This is a genomic window from Ruegeria sp. AH7 (genome assembly GCF_056541325.1).
On record NZ_JBQFYF010000007.1, the window covers coordinates 221,046 to 238,659 of the forward strand.

Here is a 17,614-nt window from a genome sequence, read left to right on the forward strand (position 1 = left end):
ATACAGCGCGGTGAGTGATGTGTGAGTGGGTGTAAAAATGTCGCGCTTTGGTGCCCCTATAATTAGGGCTTTTGTTGGGCATCGCAAGTATGCAGTTGACCGAATATACGGCCTCATATGAGTGATTCTGTGCCAAAAACCATCGTTGCCTTGGGGGCAAATCTCAGTTTGGGACGAACTGAGCCGCACTTGACGTTACGGCAGGCGCTTTCGGCACTTTCGGAGAAGGGCCTGGTGATTCGCGACGTCAGCCGGTTTTTTTCCACACCGTGTTTTCCCGCAGGTGCGGGGCCTGATTATGTGAATGCGGCTGCGTCGATTGAAACGGCCAAGGCTCCGGTGGAGTTGTTGCAGGATTTGCATGCCGTGGAACATGAGTTCGGTCGAGAACGCGCGCAGCGATGGGGCATGCGGACCCTTGATCTGGATCTGATCTGCTACGCGGATCAGGTATTGCCAGATCGCGCCACTTTCGATCTTTGGTGTGATCTTGATCCGGATCTGCAGGCGCGGGCGGCCCCGGACGAGCTGATCCTACCGCATCCGCGTCTTCAGGACAGGGCGTTTGTGCTGATTCCTATGGCCGACATTGCGCCGGACTGGCGGCATCCGGTGCTGAACAAGACTGTGATGCAGATGATGGCTGCCTTACCCGCTGCAGACGTGGCTGAGGTCACGCCACTGTGATTGGTGCAGGGGCAGCATTTCTTGCTTGTCAAGGCGTACAATCGGCCTTAGATAAACCTCTTCCTGACATGGACTCAGTAACGGAGAGCGCCCAATGGCCCGCGTGACGGTTGAAGACTGCGTAGACAAGGTTCCGAACCGGTTCGAACTGGTGATGCTTGCCGCCCACCGGGCGCGCGAGATTTCTGCCGGCGGTCCGATCACCGTTGACCGTGACAACGACAAGAACCCTGTCGTGTCGCTGCGCGAGATCGCCGACGAAACCCAGAGCGCGGATGAATTGCGCGAGCGTCTGATCGAAGCCAACCAGACCCAGATCGAGGTTGATGAGCCCGAAGAAGATCAGATGGCATTGCTGATGGGTGCAGAAACGGACAAGCCCGCCGATGACGACATGTCCGAAGAAAAGCTCCTGCGTGCTCTGATGGAGGCGCAAGGCCAGGGTTAACCCCAGCGATAAAGGTGCGGACCGGATGATTTCAGCAGAAGACCTGATTGCGCTGGTCCGCAATTACAATCCCAAGACAAATGCCGAGCGCATCGAGCGGGCCTATGAGTTTGGCCATCAGATGCATGAGGGGCAGTTCCGCCATTCTGGCGAGCCCTATTTTACCCATCCCGTTGCCGTTGCCGCCATTTTGACCGAACAGCGTCTGGATGATGCGACGATCATCACGGCGCTTTTGCACGACACGATTGAAGACACCAAAGCCAGCTACGGCAAAGTGGCCGAGCTGTTCGGGGATGAGGTCGCCAAGCTGGTGGATGGCGTCACCAAGCTGACCAACCTGCAGCTTTCTAGCCGCGAAACCAAACAGGCTGAGAATTTCCGCAAGCTGTTCATGGCCATGTCCAAGGACCTGCGGGTCATTCTGGTCAAGCTGGCTGACCGTCTGCACAACATGCGCACGATCAAGGCGATGCGCCCCGAAAAGCAGGTCCAAAAAGCGCGCGAGACGATGGATATCTATGCGCCACTTGCAGGCCGGATGGGGATGCAATGGATGCGTGAGGAACTGGAAGACCTCGCCTTCCGCGTTCTCAACCCCGAAGGCCGCCAGTCGATCATCCGCCGCTTTATCACCCTGCAACGCGAAACCGGCGATGTGATCCATCGGATCACCGGCGATATGCGCCATGAGTTGGAAAAGGCAGAGATTGAGGCCGAGGTCTTTGGCCGCGCCAAGAAACCCTATTCAATCTGGCGCAAGATGCAGGAGAAAGACCAGGGTTTCTCGCGGCTGTCCGACATCTACGGGTTCCGCATCATCACCATGACCGAGGAGGATTGCTATCGCACGCTTGGGGCCATCCATCAGCGTTGGCGCGCGGTGCCTGGGCGGTTCAAGGATTATATCAGCCAGCCGAAATCGAACGGATACCGCTCGATCCACACCACCGTGTCGGGCCGCGATGGTAAGAGGGTTGAGGTGCAGATCCGCACCCGTCAGATGCATGACGTCGCCGAAACCGGGGTCGCAGCGCATTGGTCGTATCGCGATGGCGTGCGCACTGAAAACCCGTTTGCCGTGGACCCGGCCAAGTGGATTTCGAACCTGACTGAACAGTTCGACAACGAAGAAGACCACGAAGATTTCCTCGAAGCCGTAAAGCTGGAAATGTACTCCGACCAGGTCTTCTGCTTCACGCCTAAGGGCGATGTGGTGAAATTGCCGCGCGGGGCGACGCCGATTGATTTCGCCTATGCGATCCACACCCGGATTGGGCACGCGTGTGTCGGAGCAAAGGTGGATGGCATTCGCGTACCGCTATGGACCCGGCTCAAGAACGGACAATCGGTGGATATCATCACTGCAGATGGGCAGACGCCGCAGGTCACATGGCTTGAGATCGCGGTAACAGGCAAGGCCCGCACCGCGATCCGTCGCGCGCTGCGCGAAGTTGACCGCGAGCGTTTTATTCGGTTGGGCAAAGAACTGGCGCGTTCGGGCTTTGAACATGTGGGCCGCAAGGCGACCGACAAAGCGCTGGATACCGCCGCCAAGCACCTGCGTCTGAAAGATCGTGACGAATTGCTCGCTCGTCTGGGCAGCGCAGAACTCACCGCCCATGACGTGGTCGAGGCCGTCTATCCCGAGCTGACCAAGGACGAAGGTGATGCGGTCCCCATGCGCCGCGCGGTGATCGGTCTGGAACCGGGGCAAAAATTCGACCGTGCGCCCTGCTGCCAGCCTTTGCCCGGCGAACGCATTGTCGGCATCACTTATCGTGGCAAAGGCGTGGTGGTGCACGCCATCGACTGTAACCGGCTGAGCGAGTTCGAAAGCGAACCGGAACGCTGGGTCGATTTGCACTGGCATTCCGGCACGCACCCCGCCGCCTACGGTGCGACGCTTGATCTGACCATCGGCAATGACGCGGGGGTGCTGGGGCGAATTTGCACATTGATTGGTGAGAAAAAGGCCAATATCTCGAACCTGGAGTTTGTTGATCGGAAACCAGATTTCTACCGGTTGCTAATCAATGTTGAGTTGCGTGACCTGGAACAGTTGCATTCGCTTATGCTGATGCTTGAGGCTGAAAGCGATGTCGCCGCCGTTGAGCGACACAGGGAACAGGCGAAACCAGTTGTGGCAGCTGGCTGAGTAGGGGTGATCGCGAGTGGTTTTCAAGCGCCGAGATCGACGCTCGCCTGTCCAGATCGCATCGGAGTTCGTCTATCCGCGCGGTGGATGGACCCGCGCATTTCACTACGTCAAACATCGGGTGCGGCGTCTGCCGGATTCCCCTGATCGGATCGCCCGTGGCATCGGCGCCGGAGTTTTTGCAGCCTTTACGCCGTTTTATGGGATGCACTTCGTTGTTGCCGCGCTTTGTGCACGCCTGATCAACGGCAATATCCTTGCGGCGCTCAGCGGGACGTTCTTTGGTAATCCCCTGACTTATGTACCGATTGGTGTGATCTGCCTACAAACAGGCCATTTCATTCTGGGCACAGAGTTCGACAAGAGTGTTGAGCGCGGGTTGATGGGTAAGTTCGCCAGCGCGTTGGGCGATCTCAAAAATAACTTTCTGTCGATATTCACCGACCGTGTCGCGGACTGGCACGGGCTTGGCGTGTTTTACTACGAGGTGTTTTATCCCTACCTCGTTGGGGGCATTCTACCCGGCCTTTTGGCCGGTGCCATATGCCACTACCTCAGCCTGCCGCTGATCCGCACGTATCAGCAACGCCGCCGCGATAAGATCAAAGCGAAATTCGAAGAAATCAAACGACGGGCAGAAGAATCGGCTGACGCCCTGACCTCAAAACCCCTAGGCTCGGGTCAAACATTGAAAAAGGAATCGAACGATGTCTGACAACCTCTTGCGCCTGGGTGTAAACATCGACCACGTCGCCACCGTACGTAATGCGCGTGGCGGGGCTTATCCTGACCCTCTTCGCGCTGCCAAGCTGGCCGAAGAGGCGGGGGCCGATGGCATCACCGCCCATTTGCGCGAAGACCGTCGCCATATCTCTGACGCCGATATCGACGGGCTGATGGAGGTTCTGTCGGTCCCGCTGAACTTCGAGATGGCGGCAACGGACGAGATGCAGAAAATCGCCCTGCGCCACAAACCGCATGCTGTGTGTATCGTTCCCGAAAAGCGCGAGGAGCGTACAACCGAGGGCGGGCTTGAGGTCGCGCGCGAGGAAAACAAGCTGGCGCATTTCATTGCGCCGTTGCGCGACGTAGGTTGCCGTGTGTCGATCTTCATCGCTGCAGATCAACGCCAGATCGAAGCTGCGCATCGCATCGGGGCTGAGGTTATCGAGCTGCATACCGGTGCCTATTGCGATGCCCATGCCGAAGGCCGCATGGAGGAGGCTGCCCACGAGCTTGAGGCGCTGCGCACAATGTCGAGCTTTGCCCATTCTCTGGGGCTTGAGGTGCATGCCGGCCACGGACTTACCTATGACACGGTTCAGCCGATCGCTGCCTTCCCTGAGGTGAAAGAGCTGAATATCGGTCACTTCCTGATTGGCGAGTCGATCTTTCTGGGCCTCACGCCTGCCATCCAGCAGATGCGTCGTCTGATGGATGAGGCGCGCGCGTGATCACATACGGCTTCATTGCGATCTGGTTTGCCTGGATCATGGCCGGGGGCTCTCCGGGGCCTGCAACCATGGGCATCGCAGGAACCGCAATGAACGAAGGCCGCCGCGCCGGGTTGGCCTTCGCGTTGGGCATTTGTGCTGGCTCTGCAGCCTGGGGGATCGCCGCTGCACTGGGCCTGTCGGCGATCATGCTGGCCAATGTCTGGGTATTCGAAATCATCCGATATGTGGGCGTGGCCTATCTGGGCTGGCTTGCCTTCAAAGCTCTGCGCCGCGCGATGACCTCGGATGAAGTTGCTTTGGGCCAACCTGTCACAGGTTCTCTGCCGACAATCTTTGCCAAAGGCGCTGCAATCCACCTAACCAATCCCAAGGCAATCCTCAGCTGGGGTTCTATCTACGCCATTGTCGCGCCGAACGATGCCAGCTTGCTGATGTTGCTTGGGTATTTCGCGCTGCTCTATGTCGGGTCGTTGCTGATCTTTATCGGCTATGCCTTTCTCTTTTCCTCAAGCCGCATGGTCCAAGGTTACCGTCGCGCCCGCCGCTGGTTTGACCTGGCATTTGCCGGGTTCTTCGGGCTGGCGAGTTACAAGATCCTGACGGTGCGGTTGCAATGATCCTCGGTATCGGCACAGATCTCGCGAACATCGACCGCATTCAAGGCACGCTGGATCGCTTTGGCGACCGGTTCCGCAACCGTGTCTTCACTGAGATCGAGCAGCGTAAGGCCGAACGCCGCGCTGACACCGCTGGCACCTACGCCAAACGCTGGGCCGCGAAAGAGGCGTGTTCCAAGGCGCTGGGCACTGGTTTGCGTATGGGTATCTCGTGGAAAGATATGGCGGTCACCAACCTTAAAACCGGTCAACCCGTGATGCATGTCACCGGTTGGGCGGCCGAACGGCTCAGGGAAATGACGCCCGAAGGGTATGAGGCGATCATCCACGTCACGCTGACGGATGATCACCCTTGGGCGCAGGCTTTCGTGGTGATTGAGGCCAGACCCTTTGCTGACACGGCTGCGGCCTTGACTTGGCCCCAGTCGCCCCGCATGTAGCATCCCAACAACTCAATGACCGGAGAGCAGTATGGCCGAGGACGCCAAAACAGGTAACCCCGTGTGGGAGACGATCAAAACCATCGTCTATGCCCTTTTGATCGCGGGCGTTTTCCGCACCCTGTTCTTTCAGCCGTTCTGGATTCCTTCCGGCTCGATGAAGCAGACCCTGCTGATTGGCGACTTTCTGTTCGTGAACAAGATGGCTTATGGCTACTCTTATGCCTCCTGCCCCAGCTTGACCTTCATGAATATCGATGCCGAAGACATCTGTGGCTGGCTGCCCGGCGATGACAACACGCGTATCTGGGGCGGCGAGCCCGAGCGCGGTGATGTCATTGTATTCCGACATCCGGTTACGGGGCGGGACTACATCAAACGTCTGATCGGTTTGCCGGGTGACCGCATTCAGGTGCGCGAAGGTCAGATCATTTTGAACGGCACGCCGGTGCCGCAACAGCCTGACGGGGTGTTTACAGAAATCGCCGAACCCCAGGGGCCGCAACGCCTGCGCCCGCGCTGTGAAAACGGGCCGGTTGGAAATGGCGGCACCTGCGAAAAGTCGCGCCTAATTGAAACTTTGCCCAATGGCGTGTCCTATGATGTGCTGAACATCGGCAATCAAGGGTCAGACAATACCGGCATCTATACAGTGCCCGAAGGCCATTACTTCTTCATGGGGGACAACCGCGACAACTCCGCCGACAGCCGTCTGCCGCAATCTGCTGGCGGCGTTGGCTATGTCCCCTACGAAAACCTGATTGGCCGTGCTGACCGGATCATGTTCTCGTCCGCCGGGCGCTCCATGCTGTTCTTCTGGACCTGGCGTGGGGATCGGTTCTTTAAGGCGGTGAATTGAAGCTTTCATCCGAGATAAAAGCATTCCAGCAGCGTTTGGGATACGAATTCACCAATCCCCAACTGCTGGTGCGCGCATTGACTCATGGATCAGTGTCTTCGGCCACGCGGCCCGATAACCAGCGGTTGGAGTTTCTGGGGGACCGTGTGCTGGGGTTGGTTATGGCGACTGCGCTCCTAGAGGCGGACAAGAAAGCCACCGAAGGCCAGTTGGCGCCGCGCTTCAACGCGTTGGTCCGCAAAGAGGCCTGTGCAGATGTCGCTCGCCAGATTGATCTGGGGGCCGTCCTGAAACTGGGCCGGTCCGAGATGCTGTCGGGTGGTCGCCGCAAACAGGCACTGCTTGGCGATGCGATGGAGGCGGTCATCGCGGCCATCTATCGTGATGCTGGTTTTGAGGCGGCGCGGGACGTCATCATAGCCCTATGGGGCGAGCGCATTCATAAGGTTGAAGCCGACGCCCGTGATGCCAAAACCGCGCTGCAGGAATGGGCGCAAGCCCGCGGTCAGAAACCTCCGGCTTATGTCGAGGTCAAGCGCACCGGCCCTGACCACGCCCCCATCTTCACCATCGCTGCCCGTTTGCAAGATGGCACTGAGGCGCAGGCGACCGCAGGCTCAAAACGCCAGGCCGAGCAGGCTGCTGCGAAATCTCTGTTGGGTCAGTTGAGTTGAGCTGTTTTGCCGAAGTCGGAACATGAAGATCAGGCCCGCAGAGAAAACGGACGCTGCCAGCCTTGCGGCATTGTCGATTGAGGTCTGGATCAGTACCTACCTGCGGCATGGTGTAAACGCATTCTTCGCCGAGTTTGTTCTATCCGAATTCACGACCGCCCAGTTCGAGGCTCTGCTTGAAGAGGGGGGTGATATGCTGATGGTCTCGGAAAACAGCGACGGGATCGACGGCTATGTTCGCCTGTCAGAGAAACGCGTTGCACCTGTTGACGGGCTTTCCGATCTTGAAGTCCTTACGTTTTACGTCCAGCCCCGCCATCACGGCAAAGGCATAGGTTCCGCATTGCTGGATGTTGCGATCAAATATGCTCGGGAGCAAGGCCGGAATGGGATCTGGCTGACAACCAATTCCGAGAACAAACCCGCAATTGATTTCTATCTGTCCAAAGGGTTCGAGCAGGTTGGTGTCACGGATTTCCGTATTGGGGATCAAGCCTACCCGAACCATGTGCTGGCTTTGACGATACCAGGGCAAGCCTAAAGTCAATCTGCTGGGTAAAGCCGCTTGGCCCGGTCTTCCAATGCTTGATGGCATGACACTGAAGCGTCCAGCTTCCCGAACGCTCCTCAACTACGCTACCCGCTCGGAACGCGACAAATCCCTCTGGCCCGCAGCGCCATTCTGCTATACGGGTGCGCACTTGCAAACAGGATCGCAGCACACATGACCACACGCGCCGGATTTATCGCCCTGATCGGAGAGCCCAATGCAGGCAAATCCACCCTTCTGAATCGAATGGTCGGGGCCAAGATCTCGATCGTGACGCATAAGGTGCAGACCACACGCGCGCGCATTCGCGGTGTGGCGATGGAGGGCGACGCGCAACTGGTTTTTGTCGATACGCCCGGCCTGTTCAAACCCCGCCGCCGCCTGGATCGCGCCATGGTCGCCGCCGCTTGGGGCGGCGCTGCGGATGCGGATGTGGTTGTTCTGATGGTCGAGGCCCATCGCGGCATTACCGAAGGCGTTGAACGCATCCTTGAAGGTCTGGAAGAAATCGGACAGGGCCGCAAAGTTGCGCTGGCCATCAACAAGATCGACAGGGTTCAATCCGAAGTCTTGCTGACCCTGACCAGCGACCTGAACGCGCGCTACGCCTTTTCCGAGACGTTCATGATCTCGGCCGAAAAGGGTCACGGCGTTGATGATCTGCGGAAATGGCTGGCTGGCGAGGTGCCCGAAGGCCCGTGGCTGTATCCCGAAGACCAGATCGCGGACCTTTCGATGCGTATGATTGCCGCCGAGATGACGCGCGAGAAACTGACCCTACGCCTGCATCAGGAGCTGCCCTATCAGTTGACGGTCGAGACCGAAAACTGGGAAGAGCGCAAGGATGGCTCGGCCAAGATCGATCAGGTCATCTATGTCATGCGCGACGGCCACAAGGGCATCGTTCTGGGCAAGCGCGGCGAGACGATCAAGGCTGTCAGCCAGGCTGCGCGGGCTGAGTTGGAAGAGTTTCTCGACCGCAAGATCCACCTGTTCCTTCAGGTGAAAGTCCGACCCAACTGGTTGGAAGAATCCGAGCGCTATTCGGAGATGGGGCTGGATTTCAAAGACGGCAACGCATGACCCGCTTGACGGCCGAATTTTGGGTGCATGCCTATATGGCGCGGCTGCGGCTACAGGATATCCCCGCTTTTGTTGTGGCCCATGGGGACAACACTGCAGGCGCGGTGCTGGTCAAGATGAACACGCTCGACGGTCAGGCCATCGCCTATCAACGCAGCTTTGACCTTATGAGCGGTGAGCGGAAATGGATTGAGCTATCCTCAGGGCCCGAGGGTGATGTTGACGCCGCCCTGACCAGACAGCGTAGCTTTGACCCCGATCTTTGGGTGATCGAGGTCGAGGACCGGCAAGGGCGGCATATGTTGGGCGAGGAGGGGTTGGAGTAGTAGCTCAACCTCTGGAGGGATATCGACACAATTTTTCACCATGCGACGTGGATGGCACGAACCTTGCTCCGCGATAGACAATGCTGAAAATAGGTTGTGAGGGATTGTGGCGCATCGAGAATGCTCCGAGATATTCCATGTCCTTAAAGAAAACAGATTCCGGGAAACCTGATGTCACCAGAGATCCCGTTTCGTTACATTTCCAGCCGGGTTCCCGTAGCCGGGCGTCTGCTTCCTCTTGCATATCGTAGATTCGTATCGCCGGACCCGGATTCAACTCCATCATCCAAATGTCATTTACCATTACGATTGAGCCATTTTCGTGCCTGTATAAGTTTATCTTTCGTGCATAATCGGCAATCAGATGCTCTGAGGTACACAAGACAGAGCCGTCACAAACGACCACCCTGCGGTGCTTTTCCCACCCAAAGGAGAGCGGAATGGGGGCTTTTTGTGCCGCGATTGTCAGGCCATTCAATTCCGTCGTCTTCAGTTTGTAACTCGACGAAGAGAAGGCGAGAGAGACTGTAGGATGGCGAAGGATAGCGATCATCGCTACAAACAAACCGATGAATGCAATGAGCGCTAGTACAGAGTATCGGATGATTTTCATACAAACTATTAGTACGTGGAAGGAATCGATTTAAGTGAAATTGAGCACTAGAGAAGACGATGGGCTCTGAGAAGTGCAGATAATCATATATAGACGCGCAGAAACTCTGGAGTATTAACGCAGCTTTGACCCCGATCTTTGGGTGATCGAGGTCGAGGATAGGCAAGGGCGGCATCTGTTAAGGGAAGAGGGGTTGGAGTAAGAACTCTAGCGAGTTCGGTATCCACTCTTTTGCCTGAACATAAACGCGTTCAGTCTAAGTCTGCAAAATAGACAAAGCTCATCTTGTTGCCGTCCAGATCGCGGGCATATGCGCCAAAAAAGTCCGGGCCATACTGCGGGCGCGGTCCCGGGTCGCCTTCGTTGGTGCCGCCATTGGCGATCGCGATTGCATGGACTTTGCGCACTTCATCTTCGCTTTCGCACATCAGGCCGACCATGTTTCCGTTACCCGGTGTTGCAGTTTTTTGATCATGTGGCAGCGAAACCCATATTCGTCCGCCGTAGCGCAGTTGGTAGCAGACAGCGTATGGCATGTATTCAGCTACGACTTTGCCACCAATTCCGGCCATTGTTGTGTCGTAAAATTTGCGGGCTTTAGCAACGTCGTTTGAGCCGATCATTACGTAGTTAAGAGACATGGATTGAATTCCTTTCTAAGAACATTGGGCGAACATTAGCCAGTGCGGTGATAGCGCGCAATTCGATTGTTCGACCCTGTAAATCCCCTAGGCCAGTTTCTGCCTTGTGTGTTCAGCGGGCATGAGATTTTCTGCGAATAGACAAGACAACCGAACGGATACAGCCTTGGATTGGCGCGATCACGGCATACTTCTGACTTCTCGCCGACACGGCGAAACATCGGCGATTGTCGAGGTTTTCACAGAAGCCCATGGTCGCCATGCCGGGGTCGTGCGCGGTGGGACCAGCCGGAAGATTGCGCCGATCCTACAGCCGGGCGCACAGCTGGATGTGCTGTGGCGCGCGCGGTTGGAGGAGCATATCGGCACGTTTCAGGTTGAACCTTTGCGGTCCCGCGCAGCGGCGGCGTTTTCCGGGCGGTTGGCTTTGTCAGGTTTGAACGCGGTTGTGTCGCTGCTATCCTTCTGCCTGCCAGAGCGAGAGCCTCATCCGGCGATCTACAAGCAGACCGAACAATTGATGGACCTATTGGGACAGGATGACATTTGGCCTTTGGCCTATCTGCAGTGGGAGTTGGCGCTGCTTGAGGAACTGGGCTTTGGTCTGGACCTGTCAGCCTGCGCCGTCACCGGCGCGACGGAGGGGTTGGCCTTTGTCTCACCCAAAACGGGGCGGGCGGTCAGCACAGAGGGCGCAGGTGATTGGGCAGATCGGTTGCTGCCATTGCCACTTTGCCTGCGCGGCGAAGGCGATGCGCCGGATGTTGAGGTTGCAACCGGCCTACAGACCACGGGCTATTTTTTGGAAAACCGCGTCGCCCCTGCGTTGGGTCATACGCCATTGCCTCAGGCACGGGCGCGGTTTGTAGATCAACTTACTCGACGGCTTTGAACACCATCTCGTGCCCGGCATCGTTGCGCAGGATCAGTACGTTCCCCGACACCTCGGATTGAGTCATCGCCATCAACGCGGCAAAATACGTCCCTTCCAGTTCGAGCGAAGCGCAGGCCGCACGCGTCGCGCTGAGGTTTTCGATCTCGAACCAGGGATAGGGCGCGCTGATCGTCGCCTGATAGCTATTGCAGGGGGCATTTCCGGCAATCTGCCCGTCTGCGGGAAACCGTAGCAGCGCGCTGGCCTCAAATAATTGGCCATCAATCTCCTGCAACTGCCATGTCTGCTCTGCCGCACCATAGGCAGACACGGTTTCATCCCGGTCACATTGCAAGAGCCCGATGAGCGGTAACGCAAAGGCAAGGCGGATCATATCAGTCTCCTACGACCTTGGAACGCTTTGCCTTTAGGCGTGTCAATCCGGAATCGTCAAGCAAGTTGAGGGCTTCCCGCAATACTCAGGCCATAGTTGACCCAAGGTCACAAATCGACATAGTGGAGCCAAGCCAAACCCGGGCCCTAGTCAGCATCACAGCTAATCCCGAAGGGCAATGCCCATTAAGCTGGTAGCGCAAAAGCAGAGTTTGTTTCATGTCACAGGTCAGCGACACCGAAACCAAAAAGCGAACGCGGCCCATCGTCAAAGTCGTGATCGTCCTGGTTTATCTGGTGTTTTTGTTCCTGCTGGTTGAATTGTTGTCTTACCTCGCGGTTGTCCACCTGTTTGACAATGCGCTCGGTGGCAAGGCCGAGCGTCATCTTTACTCCTCGATCCGAGGGCATGAACTTAACCCCGACTACCAACGTCAATTCGATACTGGCGGGCAGCGCATTCATTCGGATCAGGGGTTCCGGTATGACTCCGTTGTCGATCTGCCCAAGCCGAATAGCACCTACCGCATCTTTCTGATGGGCGGCTCCACCGCCTATGCCATCGGATCACAAGGGCGCGTGTATCCAGATCATCCGACGCTTACCAATAGTGAAACGGTGTCCTACTTTCTTGAACAAACTCTCCGCGAGCAGCTGAAGGATGAAATGCCCGGCGTGAAGATCGAGGTGATCAACGCCGGTGTTGCCGCCTATCACAGCTTTCAGCATGTGCTGTATATCTACGAGACGCTCTATGAGTACGAGCCTGACCTGATTGTTTTTCTGGACGGTCACAATGATTTCTACAATGTGGGGGTTACAAATCCGATCCAGAGCTATGGCTATTCCTCGGCTCGGATGGTGGATGCGCTCAACGACCGCGAGCCTTTCTTTGCGGCCTATGCGTTCTTGCGGGCCCCGGCCGAGTATTCCTATACGTTCAAGCTGGCGTCGAAATTCACCCAAGGTTTGTATCAGCGCTATGAGGCACCCAACTACAATCTGACCGGCGACGTGACCGCGTTGGAACGCGATTTCTCAGCCGAGCTGGCCGAGACCGCACGTCGTGGGTTTTTGCGCAATTACAAGCTGATCGAGTCTTTTGGTGCCTATCACGGGTTCTGCTACCATGTCTTCCTGCAGCCTGAGGTGGTATTCGAAAACGTCGAAAACCTGAGCGCGGCAGATCAGGAAATCGCTCAGATTACGCGCGACTGGTACGTGCCCGGACGAGAGCAGGTGATGACGCGCGCGCGCGCTGAGTTTCCGGAGCTGTTTGATCAGGCCGATATTCCCTATACCGAAATCGCTGAGATCGCAGCTCCTGAACACAAGGACAAAAGCCTGTATGTCGACTATACGCACCTGACGGCGGAAGGTTCGAAACTGGTGGCGGCCCGGATGCTGCCCGTAGTGATCGACACCATTTCAAAATGCGAGACGGGGTCCTGATCTCAGAACGCAAGTTCACCGTTTAGCAATTGTGTGCGCACCTCCATCCTTGGGCGCCAGTTGTACCGGGTATCTTTCCGAACAGGCCCCCAGAACAAGGCGCCGCTATTGCGCCACGGATCAAGGATTATGCCGTCATACATCGAATCGCCCTTGGCGCTGATCAGGGCGGAATGGTGAATGATCCGAAAGGGTGTGGGTGGGGATGTAGCCCAGTGTAGTTCGAGTGTTCGAAACCCTTCCTGCCGCAGTCGCCGCGTCATGGCCTGTGCCCAGTCATTGCACAGCCCGTATTCCCGAAAGCCGTTGGCGACCTTGGCGTTATGTATGATCGCCGGGTCGGTTACGTTCCAATCCCGGGCGAGGTGCTGAGAATAGCTGTACGAGATTGATGCGGCGGTTTGTGCCTCAATTGGATCAACCTCTGGCCCGAGGGATTGAATGGCTTGTGCCAGTTCGTCGATATCATCTTGATTTGCGGTTGGCTGCGGTACCGCGCAGCCGCATAGGGTCAGGGCTGTCAACATAGCCCAGAGAACCAATATTCGTGTCATGTCGGGTGCCAGCAATTGTCCAGTTTCTTTTGGTGGCAATAAGTCGGTATCGACGGATTTCATAGGGGAAGTTTGGCCGCAGGTTTGCCAACACTACTGGTTTAGGAAATTGGACTGCGTTGGTTGCAACAACTGGCGCAAGAAAAGACCCGGTGCAAAGACCGGGTCAGTTGGGGAAACAAGGCCGCCTTATTCGATCACCCGAGCAGACGTCGTGCGATGACCTGTGCCTGAATCTCGGCAGCCCCTTCGAAGATATTTAGAATGCGCGCGTCACACAGAACGCGGCTGATCTTGTATTCCAGCGCAAAGCCATTGCCGCCATGAATTTGCAGACCATTGTCAGCTGCAGCCCAAGCAACGCGGGCACCAAGCAGTTTGGCCATACCGGCCTCAAGGTCGCAGCGGTGGCCATGGTCCTTTTCCCAGGCCGAGAAATAGGTCAGCTGCCGCGCAATCATGATCTCGACCGCCATCATTGCCAGCTTGCCCGAGACGCGGGGAAAGTTGATCAGCGATTTACCGAATTGTTTCCGATCCTGCGCATATTGCATCGCAATATCCAATGCGCTTTGCGCTACCCCAATGGCGCGTGCGGCGGTTTGGATGCGGGCGGATTCAAACGTCTCCATCAGCTGTTTGAAGCCCTTGCCTTCTTCCCCGCCCAGAAGGTTTTCGCCTTTCACGTGGAAGCCGTCAAAGCCCAGCTCGTATTCCTTCATCCCGCGATAACCCAGAACCTCGATCTCGCCACCGGTCATGCCGGGGGTGGGGAATGGGTTTTCATCTGTGCCCGGGGTTTTTTCGGCTAGGAACATGGACAGGCCACGGTGGTCGGTGCTGTCGGGGTTGGTGCGGGCCAGCAGGGTCATGACATGGGTGCGGGCCGCATGTGTGATCCAGGTTTTGTTACCGGTGATCTGGTAATCGCCGTTCTCATCCTTGACCGCACGGGTGCGCAGGCTGCCGAGGTCCGAACCGGTGTTGGGTTCTGTAAACACGGCGGTCGGCAAAATCTCGGCGCTGGCCAGCTTGGGCAGCCAATTGGCTTTTTGTTCGTCCGTGCCGCCAGCCAGGATCAATTCCGCTGCAATTTCGGACCGGGTCCCCAGTGAGCCGACGCCGATATAGCCGCGCGACAACTCTTCTGAAACCACGCACATCGATGCTTTGGACAGACCAAAGCCGCCAAATTCCTCGGGGATGGTTAGGCCGAACACGCCCATTTCGGCCAGCTCTTCGATGATCTCGATCGGGATCAGCTCGTCCTTCAGATGCCAGTCATGGGCGTTGGGTTCGACCTTTTCGACCGCATAGCGGCGGAACTGGTCGCGGATCATCTCAAGCTCTTCATCCAGCCCCGAAGCCCCGAACATGGCGGCACCGGCCTGCGCCTCCATCAATTCGACCAAACGTGTCCGCGCGGCCTGTGAGTTGGCCTGCGACATGAGGGTCTGCACCTCGGGGCATTGGAACCCGGACAACGCATCCCAACCAAGGCCAAGATCCTGAAGGCGCACAACTTCGCCCTGGTTCATGGGGATGCCACCGGCCACCTGATGCAGGTATTCACCAAAGGCGATCTGATGCAGCAGCTGTTCGATCTCACCGAACTTGCCTGCGGCTTCCAGTGCTTCGGCCCACCGCTGCATCTGTTGTAGCGATTGGTGATATGTGGCCAGCCATGCAAGCCCATGGGCGGCGGTTTGGTTGGCTTCGATCAACGCACCAGAGACGCGCCCATCAGATGTCACCTTGTCCCGTACTGAAACGCGCGCCTTTTCAAAGACAGCTTCAACAGCGGGTACAGCTTTGCTGGTCAGGTTCAGAAGGTCTGGCAAAGTTGCATTGGTGGTCATCTGGGATATGTCCTGTCCATCATGGGCCATGAATCGCGTCCTGTCTTGGGTGGTCTGGTCATATCATGCTGCACGTGCAGCGCAACAAAAATACTTATTACGCTGCGAAAAAGTTCAAAAATTGCGCTTTCGTTTTTGCAGTGCAGAGATTTTCTGCAATGATATCTAGAAGCCATGACATTGCTTTCTATGCTCTCCCCTTTTGATCTTGCCGTGGCTGCCACAATTGCGTGCCTAGCAGGTTGGATAAAAGGCATGGTCGGGTTTGCAATGCCCATGGTTCTGGTCTCGGGTCTCAGTATGATTTTGCCGCCCGAGCTTGCAGTCGCCGGGTTGATCTTGCCCACACTGGTGACCAACGGCGTGCAGGCGCTGCGCGAAGGGGTTCGGGCCGCCTATGAATCGATCCGGCGGTTCAAGGTTTTTCTGACTGTTGGTTTGGTGTTTCTGTTAATCGGCGCTCAGCTGGTGGCGCTTGTGCCCACGGCCACGTTTTTGCTGCTGATTGGTGTGCCAGTGACAGTCTTTGCGCTGATCCAGGTCTTCGGAGTTAAGGTCTCACTGACGTCAGCATCCACCCTCGTTGAGGCCGCAATAGGCGCTGTCGCAGGTTTTGTTGGAGGGATGTCGGGGGTTTGGGGTCCGCCGACCGTGGCTTACCTGACAGCCCTGAATACACCGAAACAAGAGCAATTCCGGGTTCAGGGAGTGATCTATGGCCTGGGCGCCGTTGCCTTGGTGGTTGCTCATATCGGATCGGGGATTCTAAATCGTGACACTGCACCGTTCTCGGCGGTATTGGTCGTGCCAGCCCTTGCAGGGTTGTGGTTGGGGATGCGGCAGCAAACGCGCATTGATCAGGTCAGATTTCGGAAAATCACTCTGTTGGTGCTTTTGATCGCAGGGCTGAACCTTGTGCGGCGCGGTCTGTTTGGCTAGCCGGTTATGCCCGTTTGTCTGCTAAGCGAAACACAAAATAGAGACCCAGCATCAGGAAAAACAGGCCCGAGATATCGCCGATCAAATAGGCAACATATTCAACCGTCGCGCTGCCAAAGGCCATGTTGGTCAGGCCAGAGACCAGAATTGACGTGATTACGCCAACGCCCATGACGCAAATCCAACAGGGCTTTCTGTCGGCTCTTGGGAACAAATCCCAACCCATCCATTTCAGAAGGTAGAACACCGCCGGCACGGTTGTGACCGCGATGGCAATGGCCATCAGGCGGCTGGGCAGGAACAGATCCACCCCGCCCAGTATTGCAAAAACCGCAATGACCCCCGGCAACAGCGCAAAGATCGCCCGCCAACCTAACAGCCAAGCGGATAGCACGCGCACTCCGTGCGGTAGAAACAGCAGGCTTGCCCGGCTGGGATATTCTGGAAAGAACATGTTCTGTAGCGGCATCAAAACCTCAAAGGTGAGGAGTGATGCGACCACATAAGCCAAAGAGGCAAAGAAAGTTTCGGTGACCCACCTGCGCACCGGGATCAACCGACAACGCGTAAGAGGCGCAGCTTATCTGGGCGCATGAACGATGTATCGCCCTCGATTTGCATTGCCGCTTTGAGACAAATAGCCTTTTTTAACCAACGATTTCAGCGCACGAAAAAAAGTCGGGCGCGAAACTCTTTGGACCAGTGTGTGTTCGATCAAGCCGAATGTCCGAACCTCTTGATCTGCTTTCGACAGCTCCTCGGCCGCGTAGTAGATGTCGCGCTCGACCGGTGAGAGATTCTCCAGCCCCAATGTACGCTCCATGCTCTGCATCAACTTGCGCAGCTCGGTCAGTTTCGAAATTTCTGTCATATTTTACCTGTCTTGCTTCGTGCCTGACACTGTCCAGTCCTGGTGGCGCGAAATCGGTTGAATTTGGGTGTTCAACAAGTTGCGCGCTGGCACGTATCCCCGTGTAAGTGGTTTACTCT

22 protein-coding genes and 1 pseudogene are annotated in these 17,614 nt (G+C 56.7%); 16 read left to right on the top strand and 7 right to left on the bottom strand.

Annotated features, from left to right (window positions below; all coding sequences use genetic code 11):
• The first annotated feature begins 117 nt into the window (after positions 1 to 117).
• The 12 genes from folK to ACR0JX_RS17155 all read left to right on the top strand — a co-directional run bounded on the left by folK (position 118) and on the right by ACR0JX_RS17155 (position 9,299).
• The gene (folK, locus tag ACR0JX_RS17100; protein WP_480544990.1) at positions 118 to 687 is read left to right on the top strand and encodes a 2-amino-4-hydroxy-6-hydroxymethyldihydropteridine diphosphokinase; all 570 of its coding nucleotides are present in this window, start codon (positions 118 to 120) and stop codon (positions 685 to 687) included.
• Positions 688 to 781: 94 nt separating this feature from the next.
• On the top strand, positions 782 to 1,135 hold the full coding sequence (gene rpoZ, locus ACR0JX_RS17105) for a DNA-directed RNA polymerase subunit omega (RefSeq protein WP_142639234.1): 354 nt from the start codon (positions 782 to 784) through the stop codon (positions 1,133 to 1,135).
• Between the two features lie 25 nt (positions 1,136 to 1,160).
• Positions 1,161 to 3,293 (top strand): RelA/SpoT family protein, encoded by a 2,133-nt coding sequence (locus ACR0JX_RS17110; protein WP_480544991.1) that lies wholly within the window; start codon positions 1,161 to 1,163, stop codon positions 3,291 to 3,293.
• A 16-nt stretch (positions 3,294 to 3,309) separates the two neighbouring features.
• Positions 3,310 to 4,008 carry a DUF2062 domain-containing protein gene (locus ACR0JX_RS17115; RefSeq protein ID WP_480544992.1) on the top strand — a complete coding sequence of 233 codons (699 nt, stop codon included), beginning with the start codon at positions 3,310 to 3,312 and terminating at the stop codon, positions 4,006 to 4,008.
• On the top strand, positions 4,001 to 4,747 hold the full coding sequence (locus ACR0JX_RS17120; protein WP_480544993.1) for a pyridoxine 5'-phosphate synthase: 747 nt from the start codon (positions 4,001 to 4,003) through the stop codon (positions 4,745 to 4,747). The genes ACR0JX_RS17115 and ACR0JX_RS17120 overlap by 8 nt, the downstream gene beginning before the upstream one ends.
• Positions 4,744 to 5,367, top strand: coding sequence for a LysE family translocator (locus tag ACR0JX_RS17125; protein WP_170531351.1), 624 nt, complete (start codon positions 4,744 to 4,746; stop codon positions 5,365 to 5,367). Before ACR0JX_RS17120 ends, ACR0JX_RS17125 begins: the two co-directional genes overlap by 4 nt.
• Complete coding sequence (gene acpS / locus ACR0JX_RS17130) at positions 5,364 to 5,807, top strand: holo-ACP synthase (RefSeq protein ID WP_480544994.1); 444 nt, start codon at positions 5,364 to 5,366, stop codon at positions 5,805 to 5,807. Before ACR0JX_RS17125 ends, acpS begins: the two co-directional genes overlap by 4 nt.
• Positions 5,808 to 5,838: 31 nt before the next feature.
• The gene (gene lepB, locus ACR0JX_RS17135; RefSeq protein WP_480544996.1) at positions 5,839 to 6,666 is read left to right on the top strand and encodes a signal peptidase I; all 828 of its coding nucleotides are present in this window, start codon (positions 5,839 to 5,841) and stop codon (positions 6,664 to 6,666) included.
• Positions 6,663 to 7,340: a ribonuclease III gene (gene rnc, locus ACR0JX_RS17140; RefSeq protein ID WP_480544997.1), complete on the top strand. Its 678-nt coding sequence runs from the start codon at positions 6,663 to 6,665 to the stop codon at positions 7,338 to 7,340. The genes lepB and rnc overlap by 4 nt, the downstream gene beginning before the upstream one ends.
• 22 nt (positions 7,341 to 7,362) lie before the next feature.
• Positions 7,363 to 7,881 (top strand): N-acetyltransferase family protein, encoded by a 519-nt coding sequence (locus tag ACR0JX_RS17145; RefSeq protein ID WP_480544998.1) that lies wholly within the window; start codon positions 7,363 to 7,365, stop codon positions 7,879 to 7,881.
• A gap of 183 nt (positions 7,882 to 8,064) precedes the next feature.
• Positions 8,065 to 8,973, top strand: a complete 909-nt coding sequence (gene era, locus ACR0JX_RS17150) for a GTPase Era (RefSeq protein WP_480545000.1) — start codon at positions 8,065 to 8,067, stop codon at positions 8,971 to 8,973.
• The gene (locus tag ACR0JX_RS17155) at positions 8,970 to 9,299 is read left to right on the top strand and encodes a DUF1491 family protein (protein ID WP_480545001.1); all 330 of its coding nucleotides are present in this window, start codon (positions 8,970 to 8,972) and stop codon (positions 9,297 to 9,299) included. Before era ends, ACR0JX_RS17155 begins: the two co-directional genes overlap by 4 nt.
• A 4-nt stretch (positions 9,300 to 9,303) precedes the next feature.
• Here ACR0JX_RS17155 and ACR0JX_RS17160 read toward each other — a convergent pair whose 3' ends face one another.
• The gene (locus ACR0JX_RS17160) at positions 9,304 to 9,912 is read right to left on the bottom strand and encodes a hypothetical protein (RefSeq protein ID WP_480545002.1); all 609 of its coding nucleotides are present in this window, start codon (positions 9,910 to 9,912) and stop codon (positions 9,304 to 9,306) included.
• A gap of 118 nt (positions 9,913 to 10,030) precedes the next feature.
• Between ACR0JX_RS17160 and ACR0JX_RS17165 the strand changes: the two are divergent.
• Positions 10,031 to 10,114: pseudogene (locus ACR0JX_RS17165) on the top strand (DUF1491 family protein); the annotation flags it as partial.
• Positions 10,115 to 10,163: 49 nt separating this feature from the next.
• Here the strand turns inward: ACR0JX_RS17165 and ACR0JX_RS17170 are convergent.
• Positions 10,164 to 10,553 (bottom strand): VOC family protein, encoded by a 390-nt coding sequence (locus ACR0JX_RS17170; RefSeq protein ID WP_480545003.1) that lies wholly within the window; start codon positions 10,551 to 10,553, stop codon positions 10,164 to 10,166.
• Between the two features lie 166 nt (positions 10,554 to 10,719).
• Between ACR0JX_RS17170 and recO the strand changes: the two genes are divergently transcribed.
• Positions 10,720 to 11,445, top strand: a complete 726-nt coding sequence (recO, locus tag ACR0JX_RS17175; protein ID WP_480545004.1) for a DNA repair protein RecO — start codon at positions 10,720 to 10,722, stop codon at positions 11,443 to 11,445.
• Here the strand turns inward: recO and ACR0JX_RS17180 are convergent.
• Complete coding sequence (locus tag ACR0JX_RS17180; RefSeq protein ID WP_480545005.1) at positions 11,429 to 11,821, bottom strand: META domain-containing protein; 393 nt, start codon at positions 11,819 to 11,821, stop codon at positions 11,429 to 11,431. The two genes, recO and ACR0JX_RS17180, sit on opposite strands and share 17 nt — an antisense overlap.
• 218 nt (positions 11,822 to 12,039) lie before the next feature.
• Here ACR0JX_RS17180 and ACR0JX_RS17185 point away from each other — a divergent pair, with 218 nt between their 5' ends.
• Positions 12,040 to 13,272, top strand: a complete 1,233-nt coding sequence (locus tag ACR0JX_RS17185) for a hypothetical protein (RefSeq protein WP_480545006.1) — start codon at positions 12,040 to 12,042, stop codon at positions 13,270 to 13,272.
• A 2-nt stretch (positions 13,273 to 13,274) separates the two neighbouring features.
• Here the strand turns inward: ACR0JX_RS17185 and ACR0JX_RS17190 are convergent, their stop codons facing one another.
• Positions 13,275 to 13,826, bottom strand: a complete 552-nt coding sequence (locus ACR0JX_RS17190; protein WP_480545007.1) for a hypothetical protein — start codon at positions 13,824 to 13,826, stop codon at positions 13,275 to 13,277.
• Positions 13,827 to 14,023: 197 nt separating this feature from the next.
• Positions 14,024 to 15,715 carry an acyl-CoA dehydrogenase family protein gene (locus ACR0JX_RS17195; RefSeq protein ID WP_480545008.1) on the bottom strand — a complete coding sequence of 564 codons (1,692 nt, stop codon included), beginning with the start codon at positions 15,713 to 15,715 and terminating at the stop codon, positions 14,024 to 14,026.
• 144 nt (positions 15,716 to 15,859) lie between these two features.
• Here ACR0JX_RS17195 and ACR0JX_RS17200 point away from each other — a divergent pair, with 144 nt between their 5' ends.
• Positions 15,860 to 16,624 (top strand): sulfite exporter TauE/SafE family protein, encoded by a 765-nt coding sequence (locus tag ACR0JX_RS17200; protein ID WP_480545009.1) that lies wholly within the window; start codon positions 15,860 to 15,862, stop codon positions 16,622 to 16,624.
• Positions 16,625 to 16,628: 4 nt separating this feature from the next.
• On the opposite strand, the gene ACR0JX_RS17205 is transcribed toward ACR0JX_RS17200, so the two are convergent.
• Both ACR0JX_RS17205 and ACR0JX_RS17210 read right to left on the bottom strand, forming a co-directional pair.
• Entirely contained in the window at positions 16,629 to 17,093 is a 465-nt protein-coding gene (locus ACR0JX_RS17205) for a hypothetical protein (protein WP_480545010.1), read from the bottom strand.
• 111 nt (positions 17,094 to 17,204) lie between these two features.
• On the bottom strand, positions 17,205 to 17,495 hold the full coding sequence (locus ACR0JX_RS17210) for a hypothetical protein (RefSeq protein ID WP_480545011.1): 291 nt from the start codon (positions 17,493 to 17,495) through the stop codon (positions 17,205 to 17,207).
• Positions 17,496 to 17,614 lie beyond the last annotated feature (119 nt).

What these genes read in the sequence shown, in the direction of transcription:
- folK (WP_480544990.1), top strand. Translation starts at nt 118, where the DNA reads ATGAGTGATTCTGTGCCAAAAACCATCGTTGCCTTGGGGGCAAATCTC.
- rpoZ (WP_142639234.1), top strand. Translation starts at nt 782, where the DNA reads ATGGCCCGCGTGACGGTTGAAGACTGCGTAGACAAGGTTCCGAACCGG.
- ACR0JX_RS17110 (WP_480544991.1), top strand. Translation starts at nt 1,161, where the DNA reads ATGATTTCAGCAGAAGACCTGATTGCGCTGGTCCGCAATTACAATCCC.
- ACR0JX_RS17120 (WP_480544993.1), top strand. Translation starts at nt 4,001, where the DNA reads ATGTCTGACAACCTCTTGCGCCTGGGTGTAAACATCGACCACGTCGCC.
- acpS (WP_480544994.1), top strand. Translation starts at nt 5,364, where the DNA reads ATGATCCTCGGTATCGGCACAGATCTCGCGAACATCGACCGCATTCAA.
- lepB (WP_480544996.1), top strand. Translation starts at nt 5,839, where the DNA reads ATGGCCGAGGACGCCAAAACAGGTAACCCCGTGTGGGAGACGATCAAA.
- ACR0JX_RS17145 (WP_480544998.1), top strand. Translation starts at nt 7,363, where the DNA reads ATGAAGATCAGGCCCGCAGAGAAAACGGACGCTGCCAGCCTTGCGGCA.
- era (WP_480545000.1), top strand. Translation starts at nt 8,065, where the DNA reads ATGACCACACGCGCCGGATTTATCGCCCTGATCGGAGAGCCCAATGCA.
- ACR0JX_RS17155 (WP_480545001.1), top strand. Translation starts at nt 8,970, where the DNA reads ATGACCCGCTTGACGGCCGAATTTTGGGTGCATGCCTATATGGCGCGG.
- ACR0JX_RS17160 (WP_480545002.1), bottom strand. Translation starts at nt 9,912, where the DNA reads ATGAAAATCATCCGATACTCTGTACTAGCGCTCATTGCATTCATCGGT.
- ACR0JX_RS17170 (WP_480545003.1), bottom strand. Translation starts at nt 10,553, where the DNA reads ATGTCTCTTAACTACGTAATGATCGGCTCAAACGACGTTGCTAAAGCC.
- ACR0JX_RS17180 (WP_480545005.1), bottom strand. Translation starts at nt 11,821, where the DNA reads ATGATCCGCCTTGCCTTTGCGTTACCGCTCATCGGGCTCTTGCAATGT.
- ACR0JX_RS17185 (WP_480545006.1), top strand. Translation starts at nt 12,040, where the DNA reads ATGTCACAGGTCAGCGACACCGAAACCAAAAAGCGAACGCGGCCCATC.
- ACR0JX_RS17190 (WP_480545007.1), bottom strand. Translation starts at nt 13,826, where the DNA reads ATGACACGAATATTGGTTCTCTGGGCTATGTTGACAGCCCTGACCCTA.
- ACR0JX_RS17195 (WP_480545008.1), bottom strand. Translation starts at nt 15,715, where the DNA reads ATGGCCCATGATGGACAGGACATATCCCAGATGACCACCAATGCAACT.
- ACR0JX_RS17200 (WP_480545009.1), top strand. Translation starts at nt 15,860, where the DNA reads ATGACATTGCTTTCTATGCTCTCCCCTTTTGATCTTGCCGTGGCTGCC.
- ACR0JX_RS17205 (WP_480545010.1), bottom strand. Translation starts at nt 17,093, where the DNA reads ATGCCGCTACAGAACATGTTCTTTCCAGAATATCCCAGCCGGGCAAGC.
- ACR0JX_RS17210 (WP_480545011.1), bottom strand. Translation starts at nt 17,495, where the DNA reads ATGACAGAAATTTCGAAACTGACCGAGCTGCGCAAGTTGATGCAGAGC.